Origin of the sequence: Nocardioides sp. cx-173, from assembly GCF_021117365.1 — a bacterium.
Taxonomy (GTDB): Bacteria; Actinomycetota; Actinomycetes; order Propionibacteriales; family Nocardioidaceae; genus Nocardioides.
In genome coordinates this window covers 88,157-104,209 of record NZ_CP088262.1, presented here as the reverse complement: position 1 = coordinate 104,209, position 16,053 = coordinate 88,157, and the positions used below count along the sequence as shown (strand labels likewise).

General features: G+C 72.1%; 15 protein-coding genes. 6 read left to right on the top strand and 9 right to left on the bottom strand.

The window, feature by feature from the left end; all coding sequences use genetic code 11:
* Nucleotides 1–3: 3 nt before the first annotated feature.
* Nucleotides 4–1,473, bottom strand: a complete 1,470-nt coding sequence (locus LQ940_RS00460; RefSeq protein WP_231241163.1) for an aldehyde dehydrogenase family protein — start codon at nucleotides 1,471–1,473, stop codon at nucleotides 4–6.
* 109 nt (nucleotides 1,474–1,582) lie between these two features.
* Complete coding sequence (locus LQ940_RS00455) at nucleotides 1,583–2,392, bottom strand: IclR family transcriptional regulator (RefSeq protein ID WP_231241164.1); 810 nt, start codon at nucleotides 2,390–2,392, stop codon at nucleotides 1,583–1,585.
* 108 nt (nucleotides 2,393–2,500) lie between these two features.
* Here LQ940_RS00455 and purU point away from each other — a divergent pair, with 108 nt between their 5' ends.
* Nucleotides 2,501–3,406 (top strand): formyltetrahydrofolate deformylase, encoded by a 906-nt coding sequence (gene purU / locus LQ940_RS00450; protein WP_231241166.1) that lies wholly within the window; start codon nucleotides 2,501–2,503, stop codon nucleotides 3,404–3,406.
* Nucleotides 3,407–3,612: 206 nt separating this feature from the next.
* On the opposite strand, the gene LQ940_RS00445 is transcribed toward purU, so the two are convergent.
* Complete coding sequence (locus LQ940_RS00445; RefSeq protein ID WP_269214296.1) at nucleotides 3,613–5,124, bottom strand: trimethylamine methyltransferase family protein; 1,512 nt, start codon at nucleotides 5,122–5,124, stop codon at nucleotides 3,613–3,615.
* A gap of 46 nt (nucleotides 5,125–5,170) precedes the next feature.
* On the opposite strand from LQ940_RS00445, the gene LQ940_RS00440 reads away from it, so the two are divergent.
* From LQ940_RS00440 to LQ940_RS00420, 5 genes are read left to right on the top strand one after another with little or no spacing between them, the layout of a single operon-like run.
* Complete coding sequence (locus tag LQ940_RS00440; RefSeq protein WP_231241169.1) at nucleotides 5,171–5,938, top strand: IclR family transcriptional regulator; 768 nt, start codon at nucleotides 5,171–5,173, stop codon at nucleotides 5,936–5,938.
* Entirely contained in the window at nucleotides 5,935–6,606 is a 672-nt protein-coding gene (locus LQ940_RS00435) for a corrinoid protein (RefSeq protein ID WP_231241171.1), read from the top strand. The genes LQ940_RS00440 and LQ940_RS00435 overlap by 4 nt, the downstream gene beginning before the upstream one ends.
* Nucleotides 6,603–7,487, top strand: coding sequence for a dihydropteroate synthase (locus LQ940_RS00430; protein WP_231241173.1), 885 nt, complete (start codon nucleotides 6,603–6,605; stop codon nucleotides 7,485–7,487). Before LQ940_RS00435 ends, LQ940_RS00430 begins: the two co-directional genes overlap by 4 nt.
* Nucleotides 7,484–9,439, top strand: a complete 1,956-nt coding sequence (locus tag LQ940_RS00425) for an ASKHA domain-containing protein (protein WP_231241175.1) — start codon at nucleotides 7,484–7,486, stop codon at nucleotides 9,437–9,439. Before LQ940_RS00430 ends, LQ940_RS00425 begins: the two co-directional genes overlap by 4 nt.
* Nucleotides 9,440–9,455: 16 nt before the next feature.
* Complete coding sequence (locus tag LQ940_RS00420; RefSeq protein ID WP_231241176.1) at nucleotides 9,456–10,064, top strand: DUF1638 domain-containing protein; 609 nt, start codon at nucleotides 9,456–9,458, stop codon at nucleotides 10,062–10,064.
* 64 nt (nucleotides 10,065–10,128) lie between these two features.
* On the opposite strand, the gene LQ940_RS00415 is transcribed toward LQ940_RS00420, so the two are convergent.
* From LQ940_RS00415 to LQ940_RS00390, 6 genes are all read right to left on the bottom strand, one after another.
* Complete coding sequence (locus LQ940_RS00415; RefSeq protein ID WP_231241178.1) at nucleotides 10,129–10,980, bottom strand: methylenetetrahydrofolate reductase; 852 nt, start codon at nucleotides 10,978–10,980, stop codon at nucleotides 10,129–10,131.
* A gap of 86 nt (nucleotides 10,981–11,066) precedes the next feature.
* The gene (locus LQ940_RS00410; protein ID WP_231241179.1) at nucleotides 11,067–11,468 is read right to left on the bottom strand and encodes a hypothetical protein; all 402 of its coding nucleotides are present in this window, start codon (nucleotides 11,466–11,468) and stop codon (nucleotides 11,067–11,069) included.
* 67 nt (nucleotides 11,469–11,535) lie between these two features.
* Nucleotides 11,536–13,473, bottom strand: a complete 1,938-nt coding sequence (locus LQ940_RS00405; RefSeq protein WP_269217222.1) for a M13 family metallopeptidase — start codon at nucleotides 13,471–13,473, stop codon at nucleotides 11,536–11,538.
* 144 nt (nucleotides 13,474–13,617) lie between these two features.
* Complete coding sequence (locus LQ940_RS00400; protein ID WP_231241180.1) at nucleotides 13,618–14,385, bottom strand: 2-phosphosulfolactate phosphatase; 768 nt, start codon at nucleotides 14,383–14,385, stop codon at nucleotides 13,618–13,620.
* A complete protein-coding gene (locus tag LQ940_RS00395) occupies nucleotides 14,378–15,343 on the bottom strand; it encodes an NADPH:quinone oxidoreductase family protein (protein WP_231241181.1) in 966 nt (321 codons plus the stop codon). The genes LQ940_RS00400 and LQ940_RS00395 overlap by 8 nt, the downstream gene beginning before the upstream one ends.
* Before the next feature lie 9 nt (nucleotides 15,344–15,352).
* The gene (locus LQ940_RS00390; protein WP_231241182.1) at nucleotides 15,353–15,967 is read right to left on the bottom strand and encodes a DedA family protein; all 615 of its coding nucleotides are present in this window, start codon (nucleotides 15,965–15,967) and stop codon (nucleotides 15,353–15,355) included.
* Nucleotides 15,968–16,053 lie beyond the last annotated feature (86 nt).

Here is a 16,053-nt window from a genome sequence, read left to right as displayed (position 1 = left end):
CCCTCAGACCGAGAACCAGTGCTGCGGGGCCGGGCTGATGTTCTGCCAGACGTGCTTGGTCTCGCGGTACTCCTCGAGACCGGCGCGACCCAGCTCGCGACCGGTGCCGGACTGCTTGTAGCCGCCCCACTCCGCCTGCGGCACGTACGGGTGGTAGTCGTTGATCCAGACCGTGCCCATGCGCAGCCGGGCCGCGACGCGCTGGCCCTTGCCCGCGTCCTGCGTCCACACCGCGCCGGCCAGGCCGTAGATGCTGTCGTTGGCCGTGGCCACCGCCTCGTCCTCGCTGGTGAAGGTCTCCACGGTCAGCACCGGCCCGAACGACTCGTCCTGCGTGACCGACATCCCGGTGGTGCACGCGTCCAGGATCGTGGGCAGGTAGTAGAAGCCGTCGGCGAGCGCCGGATCGGTGGGGCGGGCCCCGCCGCAGCGCAGCACGGCGCCCTCGGCGAGGCCGGCGGCGACGTACGCCTCGACCTTGTCGCGGTGCTGGGCGCTGGTGAGCGGCCCGGTCTCGGCCCGGTCGTCGAAGGGGCCGCCCAGCCGGATCCGCTGCGCCCGCTCGACGAGCGCGTCGACGAACTCGTCGTGGATCGACTCCTCGACCAGCAGCCGGGCGCCGGCCGAGCAGACCTGGCCGGAGTGCAGGAACACCGCGGTGAGCGCGTAGTCGAGCGCCGTCTCGAGGTCGGCGTCGGCGAAGACGATGTTGGGGTTCTTGCCGCCGAGCTCGAGCGCCACCTTCTTCACGGTGCCGGCCGCGGCCGCCATGAGCCCCTTGCCGGTGGCGAGGCTGCCGGTGAACGAGACCAGGTCGACGCGAGGGTCCTCCGCGAGCAGGGCCCCCGCCTCCCGGCCCGCGCCGAGCACCAGGTTTCCCACGCCTGCGGGCAGTCCGGCCTCCTCCAGGAGGCGCATCAGGTGCACGGCGCTGTGCGGGGTGAGCTCGCTGGGCTTGAGCACGAAGGTGTTGCCGGCCGCCAGGCACGGGGCGACCTTCCACGAGGTCTGGAGCAGCGGGTAGTTCCAGGGCGTCACCAGTCCGCACACGCCGATCGGCTCGTGCACGATCCGGCTCACCACGCCGGGGTTGCCGGTGTCGACCATCCGGCCGGGGTCGTCATCGGCCACCCGGCCGTAGTGGCGGAAGACCGACACCACGTCGGCGACGTCGTAGGCGCTCTCGACGAGGCGCTTGCCGGTGTCGAGCGACTCCATGCGCGCGACGGCGTCCGTGTCGCGCGCGAGCAGGTCGGCCAGGCGCAGGAGAAGGTCCCCGCGCTCGCGAGCCGACGTGTCGCGCCAGGGGCCCTCGTGGAAGGCGCGGTGGGCGGCGTCGATCGCGTCGGCGGTGTCCTCGGGGCCGGCCTCGTCGACCTCCGCGACCAGGCTGCCGTCGGCGGGACAGCGGATCTCGCGGCGCCCGTGGGCGCGCGCACTCACCCATCGCCCGTCGATGTACAGCTCCGCCACGACCGCCCCCCCTACGCCTCGTGTTGCGTATGCCGCAACGTGCTCGCTCTAGGCGCAACTATGCGGTGTTCCCGAGAATGGAGCGCACCGCCCGTCACGTCAAGGACCGTCACCGCTCCGTGACCTGACGTTGACCCCAGCCGAGACGGTGCGAGACCTCGAGCGCCGCCGCGACCAGGAGGTCGACGACCTCCGCCAGTCGCTGGTCGGGCAGCCGGAAGGTCGGCCCCGAGACGCTCAGCGAGGCCACGACGTCGCCGTGGGCGTTGCGGATGGGCGCCGCGGCCGCGGTCAGCCCGACCTCGAGCTCGTCCACCGCGACGGCGTACCCCTGGGCGCGCACCGCCTCGAGCTCCTCGCGCAGGCGCGCCTTCGAGGTGATGGTCAGGTCGGTGTACGGCGCCAGCCGACCGACGAGCGCGTCGAGCCCCGGCCGGTCCAGTCCGCTGAGCAGCACCTTGCCGTTGCTCGTGGCGTGCAGCGGGATGTGCTGGCCCACCCAGTTGTGCGGCTGGAGCGCCGAGGAGCCGGCGACCTGGTCGAGGTAGAGCGCGGAGCTCTCGGAGAGCACCGCGATGTTGACCGTCTCGCCGGTCGCGGCGGCCAGCTGCCGGCACAGCGGGCGGGCCTCCTGCACCAGGTCGAGCCGGGCGGTGGTGGCGCCGGCGAGGCGGAGGACGCCCACGCCCAGGCGGTACTTGCCGCGGTCCTCGGTCTGCTCGACGAGCCGGTGCTGCTCCAGGGTGGCGACCAGGCGGAAGGCGGTGCTCTTGTGCACCTCGAGCTCGGCGGCGATCTCGGTCACCCCGGCCTCGCCCACCCGGGCCAGTACCTCCAGAATGGTCAGGGCCCGGTCCACCGACTGCACCCCGCCGGTCGCGCCGGTCGCCTCGGCCCGCGTCCCGGTCTCGTTGCGCATGGCGCGACCATAGTGGCCGGACGGTCGCTCGACTAGTATCGCCGCTGTTGCGTATCGCAGACTGCGTCTCGTCCACCGCAACTCCGACTTCCCCGCGAGGACCGAACCATGGTGCTTCCCGCCTCCCAGCACGCCCACAGCGCGAGCGCGCCCGCCGGCGACTTCATCCTCGTCCTGTCCTGCCCCGACCGGCCCGGCATCGTGCACGCCGTCAGCGGCTTCCTGGTGCGTCACGGCGGCAACATCCTGGAGAGCCAGCAGTTCGGCGACCAGCTCACCGACCGGTTCTTCATGCGCATCGACTTCACCGTGGCGGCGCGCGACGGCGTCGTGGTCTCGGCGGAGGCCCTGCGCCGCGACTTCGCGTCGGTCGCCGCGGAGTTCGCGATGGCCTTCGAGCTGTGGGACGCCGCCGCGCCGTACCGGACCCTGATCATGGTGTCCAAGCACCTGCACTGCCTCAACGACCTGCTCTTCCGCGCCAGCACCCGCTCGCTGCAGATCGACATCCCCGCCGTGGTGTCGAACCACCCCGACGCCGAGCCGCTGGTGCGCTCCTACGGCCTGGACTTCCACCACATCCCGGTCACCCCGGAGACCAAGCCGCGTGCCGAGGCCCAGCTGATGGAGCTCGTCGACGGGCTGGACGTGCACCTGGTCGTGCTGGCTCGCTACATGCAGGTGCTCTCCGACGACCTGTGCCGCTCCCTGTCGGGCCGGGCGATCAACATCCACCACTCGTTCCTGCCGAGCTTCAAGGGCGCCCGCCCCTACCACCAGGCCTTCGACCGCGGGGTCAAGCTGGTCGGCGCCACCGCCCACTACGTCACCGGCGAGCTCGACGAGGGCCCGATCATCGAGCAGGACGTCATGCGCGTCGACCACGGCTACGACCAGGACCAGCTCGTCTCCGCCGGCCGCGACGTCGAGGCCCAGGTCCTCTCCCGCGCCGTCCGCTGGCACTCGCAGTCGCGGGTGCTGCTCAACGGGCACCGCACCGTCGTCTTTCGGTGAGGTGAGCGCGTCAGCGGATCGCCTCGATGGTGGTCGAGCAGCGCGCGCGACTGACGAAGGAAGTCGCGACCGCGCGTGTCGAGACCCGGTGAGGCGCCCCGCGCGAGTTTCACCGGCTACCCGGTGAAACTCGTGCTTCCGGCATGCAGTTGCGTACCAGGAGCGCGAGTTTCACCGCCTAAGCGGTGAAACTCGCGCAGACGGCCTCAGTCCCCGAGCTCGGCCCGCCGGCGGATGACGTACTCCTGCAGCTCCTGGGCGATGGCGGGGTCGAGGTCGGGGGCGACGTACTCCTCGAGCTTCTTGCGGTAGATGCCCTCGGCGCGGGCGTTGGCGTCGTTGCCGCCGTTGCGCATCCAGCGCTCGTAGTTCTCCGAGCTCGACAGCAGGGGGCGGTAGAAGCAGGTGCGGAAGCGCTCCATCGTGTGCGCGGCGCCGAGGAAGTGGCCGCCGTGCCCGACCTCCTCGTGGGCGCCGAACGCCATCGACGCCTCGTCGATCTCCAGCGGGGTGAACTCCGCCTGCATCATCTGCAGGATCTCGATGTCGACGACGAACTTCTCGTAGCCGGCGACCAGGCCGCCCTCGAGCCAGCCGGCGGAGTGCATGACCCAGTTGGCGCCGGCGAGGAAGGTCGGCATCATCGTCATGAGCGCCTCGTAGCCGGCCTGCGCGTCGGCGACCTGCGAGGAGGTGAGGCCGCCGCCGGTGCGGAACGGCAGCCCGAAGTGGCGCGCGATCTGGCCCGTGCACAGCAGCCCGATGCCCGACTCCGGGGTGCCGAAGGTCGGCGAGCCCGACTGCATGTCGATGTTGGACAGGAACGAGCCGAAGATCACCGGGGTCCCGGGGCGGATCAGCTGCGAGAGCGCGATGCCCGACAGGGCCTCGACGATCTGCTGGACGAGCGCGGCCGGGATGGTCACCGGCGACATGGCGCCCATGAGGATGAACGGCGTGAGGACCACCGGCTGCCCGGCGGCGGAGTACTCGAACTGCGCCTCGAGCATCCGGTCGTCCCAGCGCAGCGGGGAGTTGCAGTTGATCAGCGAGATCGTCGCGGGCGTCGCCTCGATCGCCTCGCGCGAGCCGAAGAGGATCTCGGTCATGGCCAGGGTGTCGCGGGCGTTGACGCCCGAGACGACGTTGCCCATGTAGACCTTGTCGGTGAGGCTCTGCAGCGCGTAGGTCATGTCCAGGTGGCGGCTGTCGAGCGGGGTGTCGTTGGGCTCGCAGATGATGCCCCCGGCCGAGTCCAGCACGGAGAACGACTGGGCGAGCTTGGTGAAGTCGGTGAAGTCGGCCATCGTCGCGTCGCGGCGCACGTCGCCCTGGCGTACGAACGGCGGGCCGTAGACGGCGCCGAAGGCCATGGAGTCGCCGCCGATGTGGATGCTGTGGGCGGGGTTGCGCGCCTGTACGTCGAACTCGCGCGGCGCCTTGGCCACCTGGGCGAGCACGAAGTCGGGGTCCAGGAAGACGGTGTGGTCCTCGACGCGCTGCCCGGCCTGGCGGAACAGCTCGAGGGCCCGGTCGTCCATGAACTCGACACCGATCTCGGTCATGAGCCGGCGCCAGCCGCGGTCGAGCGTGGCCATGGCCTCCTGCGACAACACGTCGTATCGGGGCATCCGGTTGTGGAACATCGGTCCTCCTGCGCGGCGGGTGCGGGCGGGCTGGGTCGCTTGACCCGACCCTGCGCGGCATCCTAGCCTCATCATGTGGGACATCGGTTCCACATCATGGAACTAGCGAGAGTGGCTGATGACGAGCACCGCGACCGGCACGCAGGCGATCGACCGCGCTGCCCTCCTCGTGGCGACCGTCGTACGCGCCGACGAGCCGCTGTCGTTCCTGGAGCTGCACGACGAGTGCGGGCTGCCCAAGTCCACGACCTCGCGGCTGCTGACGGCCCTGGAGCGCACGGAGCTGCTGGAGCGCAACGCCTCGGGCTCCTACGTCGCCGGGCCGTTGTTCTGGCTCTATGCCACGCGCCACGACCCGTGGGACGAGCTGGTCCGGCTGGCCCGGCCCACCCTGGAGCGCATCGGCGCCGACACCCGGGAGACCGTCAACCTCTCGGTGGCCCGCGGCGACCGGGTGGTGCAGGTGGCGCAGGTCGACTCGACGTACATGCTCGGCACCCGCGACTGGACCGAGGTCGAGGTCCCGGCGCACGCCTCCTCGCTGGGCAAGGTGCTGCTGGCCCACGGCCTCCTCGACGTGCCGAGCGACGGCCTGGAGCAGGTCACCCCGCGCACCGTCACCGACCCCGCGGCCCTGTCCCGCGAGCTCGCCCAGGTGGCGCGGCGCGGGTGGGCCAGCACCGTCGACGAGCTCGAGATCGGGCTGACCGGCATCGGCGCGCCGGTCCGCGGCAGCGGCGGCGAGGTCATCGCGGCCCTGGGCATCTCGGGGCCCAGCCCCCGGCTGGAGGACCGGCTCGACGAGATCGGCCGGCTGTTGAACGACCGGGCCGAGCAGCTCTCCGCGCTGCTTCGCCGGCGAACCCGCAAGGAGGGCGTGGCATGACCGTGACACCCGAGGAGATCCTGCAGGCGCTCTACGACGAGACTCTCGTCGGCAACGCCCCCCGGGTCCTGGAGCTGACCAACGAGGGGCTGGCGCTCGACATGGAGCCGCAGACGCTGCTCTTCGACGCGCTGATCCCCTCGCTCGAGGAGGTCGGCGCCCGCTTCGAGCGCGGCGACTTCTTCGTCCCCGAGATGCTCATCGCCGGGCGCGCGATGGCCGGCGCGATGGAGCGCCTGCGCCCGCTGCTGGCCGAGACCGGCGTCCAGACCATCGGCAAGTTCCTGATGGGCACGGTCAAGGGCGACGTCCACGACATCGGCAAGAACCTCGTCAACATCATGCTCGAGGGCGCCGGCTTCGAGGTGATCGACCTCGGCGTGCAGGTGGCCCCCGAGAAGTTCGTGGCCGCCATCGAGGAGCACCAGCCCGACATCGTCGGCTTCTCGGCGTTCCTCACCACCACGATGCCGATGTTCAAGGCCAACATGAACGCTCTGGAGAAGGCCGGCATCCGCGGCGAGGTGATCGTCATGGTCGGCGGCGCCCCGGTCACCCAGGAGTACGCCGACGCGGTCGGCGCCGACGGCTACGCGGCCGACGCCTCCCAGACGGTCAAGCGGGCGAAGGCGCTGCTGCACGAGAAGCGCGCCACGGTCCCGGCATGACCCGCACCCACGAGACCGTCCTGCGCGGCGCCGGCGCGGAGGTGGTGCTCGGCCACGGGCGCCGGTTCACCCTCATCGGCGAGCGGATCAACCCCACCGGACGCCGGATCTTCCAGGAGCAGCTGCGCGCCGGCGACCTCTCGGCCATCGAGCGCGACGTCAAGGCGCAGGTCGAGGGCGGCGCCGACGTCCTCGACGTCAACATGGGCGTGCCGCTGACCGACGAGGCGGACCTGCTGGCCCGCGCGATCACGCTGGTGCAGGGGCTGACCGACAAGCCCATCTGCATCGACTCCTCGGTCGTCGAGGCGCTCGAGGCCGGGCTGGCGGCGTACCAGGGTCGGGCCCTGGTCAACTCGATCACCGCCGAGGACGAGCGGATGGAGCAGATCCTGCCGCTGGTCAAGAAGTACGACGCCGCGGTCATCGCCCTGCCCAACGACTCCGACGAGATCCCGATGGACACCGAGAAGCGGATCCTGCTGACCCGCAAGATCATCGAGGTGGCGACGACCGAGTACGGCATCGCCGCCGCCGACATCGTGATCGACCCGCTGGCCATGCCGATCGGGGCCGACACCACCACGTCGCTGGTGACGCTGGAGACGATGCGGCGGATCCGCGACGAGTTCGGGGTCAACATGACCTGCGGGGCGTCCAACACCTCCTTCGGGATGCCGGCGCGGCACACGCTGGGGGCCGCCTGGTTGCCGATGGCGATGACCGCGGGCCTCACCAGCGCCATCATGGACACGCGCACGCCGCAGATCGTCGAGGCGGTCAAGGCCGCCGACGTCTTCCTCGACCACGACGAGTGGGGGATGGCCTGGATCGCGGCCCACCGGGCGCGCCAGGCCGCGCAGGCGGCGCAGGCGACGTGACGGAGCCCTCCGAGGTCGAGCTGGGCGCGCTGGGCCGCGAGGGCCTCGTCGCCGCCCCGGGCGCCCCCGCCGCCGCCCACGACGGCACGGGCCGGGTGGACCTGTCGTTCACGATCCACTCCTCGACCGACACGGGGGCCGACGTCGCGCCCACGCAGCGCGGGGTCCGGGTCCCCCCGGGGGTGACCGTCTTCGACTCGGCGTCCTGGAACGGCATCGCCATCGACTCGACCTGCGGCGGGCACGGCACCTGCCACAAGTGCCGGGTCCGGGTGGGCGGCGGGGACGTCCCGGTGACCCGGTACGACGAGCGCACCTTCTCGCCCGACCAGCTCGAGGAGGGCTGGCGACTGGCCTGCCTGGTCCAGGCGACGCGCTCGCTCGCCGTCGAGGTCCCCCCGCTCACCACCCGGCCGAAGGCCGCGACGGTCGGCGTCGGGCGCCAGGTGATCCTCCGCCCCGCGCTGCAGAAGCGCTACGTCGAGCTCGACGAGGCCACCCTGTCCGACCAGCGCACCGACCTGGCCCGGCTCACCGACGCCATCGACGACCTGGAGCTCACCGCCGACCTGCACGTCCTGCGACGGCTCTCGAGCGTGCTCCGCGAGGCCGACTTCAAGGTCACCGCGGTGATCGTCGACGAGGCGCTGATCGACGTCGAGGCCGGCGACACGACCGCCGCCCGCTACGCGATCGCCTTCGACCTCGGCACCACGACGGTCGTCGCGACGCTGCTGGACGTCAGCACCGGCACGCCGGTCGCGGTGGCCTCCATGCTCAACCGGCAGCAGCCGTTCGGCGGGGACGTCATCACCCGGATCAGCGCGACGATGATGGACCCCGACGCGCTCGGGAGGCTCCAGGAGGCCGCCGGCGCGACGCTGTCGGAGCTCGCCGACCAGGTGTGCCGTGAGGGCGGCGTGGAGCCGAGTCAGGTCTACGAGGTCGCGGTCGCCGGCAACGCCACCATGACCGCGCTGGTGCTCGGAATCGACCCCGAGCCGCTCGGGGTCGCGCCGTTCGTCATGTCCACCACCCAGCCGCCGACGGTCGCCGCGTCCGAGATCGGCCTGACCCTGCACCCCCGGGCGCGCGCGTTCTTCTTCCCGGCCCTCGGTGCCTACGTCGGCGGCGACATCGTCGCCGGGATGCTGGCCACCGGCATGGACCGCGACAAGCGCACCCGGCTGTTCATCGACGTCGGCACCAACTGCGAGATCGTGCTCAGCGACGGCGACACCATCCTGTCGACCGCGGCGCCGGCCGGCCCGGCGTTCGAGGGCGGCGCCATCCGCTGCGGCATGCGCGCGGCCGACGGCGCGATCGAGGTCGTCCGGCTGGGCGAGGACGTCGAGCTGGGCGTCATCGGGGACGTCGAGCCGCGCGGCCTGTGCGGGTCCGGCCTCGTCGACGCCGTGGCCGAGCTCGTGCGCGTCGGCCTGCTCGACGCGTCGGGGCGCTTCGTGCCGGACGCGGACGCCCCGGGGATCGCGCCGACCCTGGCCGACCGGCTGACCAAGATCGGCGAGGAGCGGGTCTTCGTGCTGCACCGGCCCGCGCCCGACACGGTGCCCGCCGAGTGCGTCTACCTCTCCCAGCGCGACGTGCGCGAGCTGCAGTTCGCGAAGGCCGCGATCTCCACCGGCTGGACGCTGCTGCTCGAGCAGCTCGGCCTGGAGCACCGCGACGTCCAGCAGGTGCTGCTCGCCGGCTCCTTCGGCAGCTACCTGTCGCCCGCTTCCGCCGTACGCATCGGGCTGGTGCCGAAGCTGCCGGTGTTGCGCATCGTCGCTGCCGGCAACGTCGCCGGCGAGGGTGCCAAGATGGCGTTGCTGTCGGTGCGCGAGCGCGCCGGCGCCGCCGCGCTGCTCGAGGAGGTGACCTATGTCGAGCTCAGCGACCGCCCCGACTTCAACGACAAGTTCGTCGAGCAGCTCTCGTTTGGTTCCTGAGGAGCCGAGGGACGAGGTGTCTCGAAGGGCTGACATCGCCGTCATCGCCTGCGGAGCGATCGCCCAGCCCGCGGCCGCGATCGTGGCCCGCCGCGGCTGGCCGGTGGACGTGCACCCGCTGCCGCCGCTGCTGCACAACCAGCCGCAGCTCATCGCCGGGGAGGTCCGCGCCCTGGCCGCCCGGCTGCGACCGGCGTACGAGCGGGTGGTGGTGGGGTACGCCGACTGCGGCACCTACGGCGCGCTCGACGCGGTCTGTGCCGACGAGGGGCTGGAGCGGCTGCCGGGGCTGCACTGCTACGACCTGTACGCCGGTCCGTCGCGGGTGGAGCGCCTCTTCGCCGACCAGCCGGGGACGTACCTGCTGACGGACTTCCTGGTGCGCTCGTTCGCGCGGACGGTCCTGCAGGAGCTCGGCCTGGACCGCCACCCCGACCTGCGCGACACCTACTTCGGCCACTACACGCGGGCCGTCTGGCTCGCCCAGCACCCCGACGACCCCGAGCTCCGGGCCCTCGCCCACCAGGCCGCGACCCAGCTCGGCCTCCCCCTCACCGTCCTCGCCACCGGCGACTCCGGCCTGGAGCGCGCGCTGGCGGATGTCGTCGGTCCGGATAGTCCCTAACGAATCTGCGAGATTTCGGGCCGAAAGTCGCACATTCGTTAGGGACTACCCCAGCGGACCGGGCCTATACCCCCACCCGCAGACGGTCGAGGAGGGTCTGGCGCCAGGCCTCGGTCTCGGCGATCTGGTTGAAGGTGAAGACGTGCAGGCCCTCGACGATTGCCTCGGGCGGGGCGAGGGCGGGGGCGCACTGCTCGAGGAAGCGCTCGCCGGTGAAGCCGCCAGGGGCGGCGAGGCGCGCGAACGTGCCCTTGTGCTTGGCGAGGAACCGCGTGGACTCCCCGACGCCGATCCGGGTCGCCATGGCGAGCAGCTTGGTGCGCTCGACCGGCCCCGGGATGCCCAGCAGCAGCGGCATCGTGATGCCGCGCGCGCGCATCCGCCCGACCCAGCCCCGGATCACCCCGGGGTCGAAGGTCAGGTTGCTGACGACGTGGGTGGCGTGGCGGCGCTTGTCCCACATGGCCTGGATGGTCAGGTCGTCGGCGATGGTCGGGTGCGACTCCGGGTAGCCGGTGATGCCGACCTGCGCGAACGGGCGGCCGAGGGCGCTCAGGTCCTCGAGCAGCCCCACCGCGTCGTGGTAGTCGCCGGCCGGCTCAGCGTCGCCGCCCGGCACGAACACCCGGGAGATCCCCTGGCCGGTGAGCCGCTCGCAGATCTCGGCCAGCTCGGTGCGGCCGGTGACCATGCGCGCCGCGAGGTGGGGTACGACGGCGTACCCCCGCCCGGTCAGCCGCTCGGCCAGGTCGAGCGTGGCCTCCAGCCCCTTGCTCGGCGACGCGGTGACCGTGACCACGCGGTCGAGGGGGACGTGCTCGAGCACCTTGTCCTCGGTGCTCGACGTCGGCAGCACCTCGTAGCGGGCGTTCTCCAGCAGCCGAACGACCGTGTCACGTGAGCGTTTGTTGCGCATGGTGCAACTCATTTCGTGATGCGCATCAGAGGCTCCGAGTGTAGCGCCGGGTGCGGGTGCCGCGACAGGGTCGCGGCAGCCCTGGCTCAGGCGGTGGCCCGGTGTCGGCGCGCACGGCGCACCACCGCGCCCACGGCAGCGCCGGGCACAGCCGGGACCGCGACCAGGAGCGCGAAGAAGAGCCAGCTGTCGCGCAGCTCGGCACCCAGGTCGCCGGACTCGCGCAGCACGTAGGCCGCGACCAGGCTAGCGCCGCTAGCGGCGGCCGTGAGCGCCCAGGTCAGCAGGGCCGCGCCCACGCCGCGCCGCAGCCCGTCGTACGCGGACCAGACCAGCACCAGGACCAGCACGAGCAGGAAGAACAGCAGGCCCGCCCCCAGCGCGTCGGTGCTGTCGCTGTGGGACAGGACCTCGGCGAAGGCCACGTAGCCGAGGGTGAGGACCGCGGTCCTGGCGAGGACCGCGGTCAGCAGACGGAGGAACGACATCGCGCGAGCATCCCGCACCCTCGGGGGCCGGCGCACGAGAACGCCGGAACGCTCACGCGACCCGCGATCACCAGATCCGCACGCGCTCCGCGGGGTCCAGCCACATGCCGTCGCCCGCGACGGTGCCGAAGACCTCGTGGAACTCCTCGAGGTTGCGCGCGATGTTGGCGCGGAACTCCGGCGGGCTGTGCGGGTCGACGGTGAGGTACTGGCGCGCCAGCTCCTCGCGACGCTTGGTGCGCCACACGTAGGCCCAGTTGAGGAACAGCCGGCGCCGGTCGTCCTCGGAGGCCGACCCGCCCTGCGAGATCACGAACGCCTTGTGGGCGATGGTCAGGCCGCCGAGGTCGCCGATGTTCTCACCGACCGTCAGCGCGCCGTTGACCTTCTCCCCCGGCAGGTCGCGCGGCTCGAGGCCGTCGTACTGGGCGATGAGCGCCTTCGACTTCACCTCGAAGGCGGCCTTGTCGTCCGCGGTCCACCAGTCGTTGAGGTTGCCGGCGCCGTCGTACTGCGCCCCCTGGTCGTCGAAGCCGTGGCCGATCTCGTGGCCGATGACCGCGCCGATGCCGCCGTAGTTCTCGGCCGGGTGGGCCTCCGGGGAGAAGAACGGCTTCTGCAGGATGCCGGCGGGGAAGCAGATCTCGTTGGTGCCCGGGTTGTAGTAGGCGTTGACGGTCTGCGGCAGCATGAACCACTCGTCCGGGTCGACCGGCGAGCCGATCTTGGCCAGCTGGCGGTCGGTCTCGAACGCCGAGGCGGCCGCGACGTTGCCGAGCAGGTCGGTGGCGCTGATCCGCAGCGCGGAGTAGTCGCGGAACTTCTCGGGGTAGCCGATCTTGGGGCGGAAGGTGTCGAGCTTCTCGTAGGCGCGCTGCTTGGTCTCCTCGGTCATCCAGTCCAGCGCGGCGATCGACTCGCGGTAGGCCGCGAGCAGGTTCGCGACCAGATCGTCCATCAGCTCCTTGGACCGCGGCGGGAAGTGGCGGGCGACGTACTCCTTGCCGACGGCCTCGCCGAGCGCACCCTCGACCAGCGCCACGCCCCGCTTCCAGCGCGCCCGCAGCTCGGGGGTGCCGCTGAGGGTGCGGCCGTAGAAGTCGAAGTTGGTCTCGACGAAGTCGTCGGTGAGGTACGGCGCCGCCGAGCGCAGCACGTGCGCCAGCAGCCAGGCCTTCCAGTCCGCGAGCGGCACCTCGTCGAGCACGGTGGAGAGGTGGGCGAAGTACGACGGCTGCCGCACGCACACCTCGGCGATCGTCTCGTCGCTGCCGCCCAGGTTGGTGACGTAGGCGTCCCAGTCGAAGGCCGGACACAGCTCCTTGAGCTCCGCGGCCGTCATCAGGTTGTAGGTCTTCTGCACGTCGCGGGTCTCGGCGCGCTCCCAGTGCCCGGCGGCGAGTCGGGTGTCCAGCTCCAGGATCGTGGCCGCGGCGGCAGGGGCGTCCTCGTGGCGGCCGAGGGCGAGCAGCCGGGTGAGGTAGGCGACGTAGGCCTCGCGCTGCTCGGCGAACTTCTCGTCGCGGTAGTAGGACTCGTCGGGCAGGCCGAGCCCGCCCTGGGCCAGGTGGAAGAGGTAGCGGTCGGACTGGCGGTCGTCGGTGTCGACGTAGGAGCCGAACACGCCATGACCGCCGACCCGCTCGAACTCACCCAGGAACGCCGCCAGGTCGCGCACGTCGCGCAGCGCGCCGACGGCCTCGACCAGCGGGCGCAGCGGGCGGGTGCCGAGCTTGTCGATCGCCGCGGTGTCCATGAACGAGGCGAACAGGTCGCCGATCTTGCGCGCGTCGTCGTCGCGCGGCTCACCGGCGGCGAGGTCCTCGATGATCGTGCGGACGTGCTCCTCCGCGGCGTCGGCGAGCTGGACGAACGGCCCCCAGCTCGAGCGGTCCGAGGGGATCTCGACCTCGTCCAGCCAGCGGCCGTTCACGTGGCCGAAGAGGTCGTCCTGCGGACGGATGTCGAGGTTCATGCCGTCCCTGGCGTCGTCGAGGGTGCTCACCCCCCGACAGTATCCGGCGCGCGGAAGGGGGGCCGCCACTGCGTGAGATTCACCGGGTGCCCGGTGAATCTCACGGCTCCCGCATGAAGCTTCGCACCACAAGCACCAGGTTCACACCCGCCGTGTGACGGCTGTGACGACCGATCAACGGGCGGCGCGGAAGGCCCCGTCCTCGCCCAGCACCGGTACGACGTCGCTGACGTCCAGACCGGCCGCGACCTCGACGTCCTCGGCGAAGCCGGCGGCGACGAGCTCCTTGCCGCTCGCGCAGGCGAGCAGCCCGTCGCGCAGCGTGGCCTGCGCCGCCCGGAAGGCGTCGCGGGCGTGGGTCGCCTCGAGGCTCAGGCCGGTGGCTCCCAGCCGGACCATCGCGTCGACCACCGCACCGGCCCCCCACAGGTCCTCGGCGCCCGGGCGCATGGACCCGTCGGGCCAGCGCTCCCCGGCCGGTACGACCGCGACCACCGCGCCGTCGGCGACCCGCGGCGCCAGCCAGTGCGCGACGGCGGTGCGGTTGCGCAGGCAGGCGCCCACGACCGCCACGCCCGATCCCGCCAGCGCGGCGCAGATCGCGGAGCCGTTGGGCGAGGGCAGGACGATCCGGTCGACCCCCTCGACCCGACTCATCGCCACGGCCGAGAGGCTGACGGCCGGGAGTCCCGCCGCGGGCTCCTCGAACCGCCCGACCGCCAGCACCGCACCGAGGTCGGCGGCGTGCTCGCCGGCGCGCTCGTCCTTCCAGGCGAAGGGATGCACCGCCATGCCCCGCTCGACGGCCACCGTCAGGGTCGTCGTGAACGACAGCACGTCGACCACCACGGCCACGTCGGCGCCGGCGGCGACCGCCGTACCGCCCGTGGGCCCCCACTCGAGCCGTACGGCGTGCTCCTGCTGCCCGTGGGGATCAGTCACGGACCCGCACGACCCCCTTGCCGAGGGTGCGCCGCTCGTCCATGTCGACCAAGGCCTGGCCGAAGTCCTCGAAGTCGTAGACCTTGCCGACCGGCGGCTTGACGACTCCGCTCTCCATCATCGGCAGCAGCGCGGCCCACTGGTCCTGCATGAAGCCGGGGCGGGCCATCGCGTAGGCCCCCCAGCCGACGCCGCGGACGTCGACGTTGTTGAGCAGCAGCCGGTTGACCTTGACCTGGGGGATGCCCTGCCCGGAGGCGAAACCGACGACGAGGAGCCGGCCCAGCGGGGCGAGCACGCGCAAGGAGTCGGTGAACGCGTCGCCGCCGACGACATCGAGCACGACGTCGACACCACGACCCTCGGTCAGCCCGAGAACGGCGTCCTTGAAGCCGGCCACGAGCACGGCCTCGTCGGCTCCGGCCGCCCGCGCGACCTCGGCCTTCTCCTCGGTGCTGACCACGGCGATGGTGCGGGCGCCGTACCCCTTGGCCACCTGGATGGTCGCGGTGCCGACGCCGCCGGCCGCGCCGTGGACCAGCACGGTCTCCCCGGCCTTGAGGCCACCCCGCTCGGCTAGGGCGAACTGGGCGGTGAGGTAGTTCATCGGCAGGGCCGCGCCCTCGTCGAAGGTGATCGAGTCGGGCAGCCCGAAGGTGAACATCGCCGGTACGACGGCGCGCTCCCCGGCGCCGCCGTAGGGCCCCACGGCCGCGACCCGCTGCCCGGGCTCGAAGCCGGGACCGCTGACCACGGTGCCCGCGACGTCGACACCGAGGGTGAAGGGCACCTCGGGCTTGAGCTGGTACTCACCGCGGCTGAGCAGCAGGTCCGGGAACGACGTCCCGACCCGGTGCACCTCGATGAGCACGTCGCCGGGTCCCGGCGTCGGCTCGGGCACCTCGCGGATCTGGATGTCGCTGGGTCCGGTGGTGGTGACGACCTGGGCTGCACGCATGGTCGGAGGCTACCGACCGGCGCGTCGAAGCCGACGCCAGCGACGCACCACGAACCACACCACCGCGGCGGCGATGACCACGTAGACGACGTTGGAGATCTCGCCCGCCCGGCTCTCGACGAGGTGCCACTGCTCTCCGAGCTCGTAGCCGGCGCCGATGAGCAGCCCGTTCCACAGGAGGCTGCCGGCCGTGGTGTAGCCCGCGAACTGCAGCAGCGGCATCCGGCTGACGCCGGCGGGGACGGAGATCAGGCTGCGTACGCCGGGGACCAGCCGCCCCACGAGGACCGCCGTACGCCCGTGCCGGTCGAACCAGCCCATCGCCCGCTCCACGTCGCGCGCATGCACCAGCGGAATCCGCTCGGCGAGCCCGGCCAGCCGCTCGGCGCCCAGCCGCGCGCCGGCGTAGTAGAGCACGAGGGCGCCCACGAGCGATCCCGCCGTCGCCCAGGTGATCGCGGCGACGAGGCCGTAGTGCCCCTGGCTGGCGGTGTAGCCCGCCAGCGGCAGCACCGCCTCCGAGGGCACCGGCGGGAACACCGTCTCGAGGGCGGTCGCGAAGCCGACCCCGGGCGCGCCGATCGTGCGCATCAGGCCGACCAGCCAGTCGAGCACGGACGACATGGGTCTCCTCCCGAGGCGGACGATGGAGCCGCCACCCTAATGGGGGTGCATCGCTCGGCTTCTCGGCGAGCGGTCGAAGGGCAGCG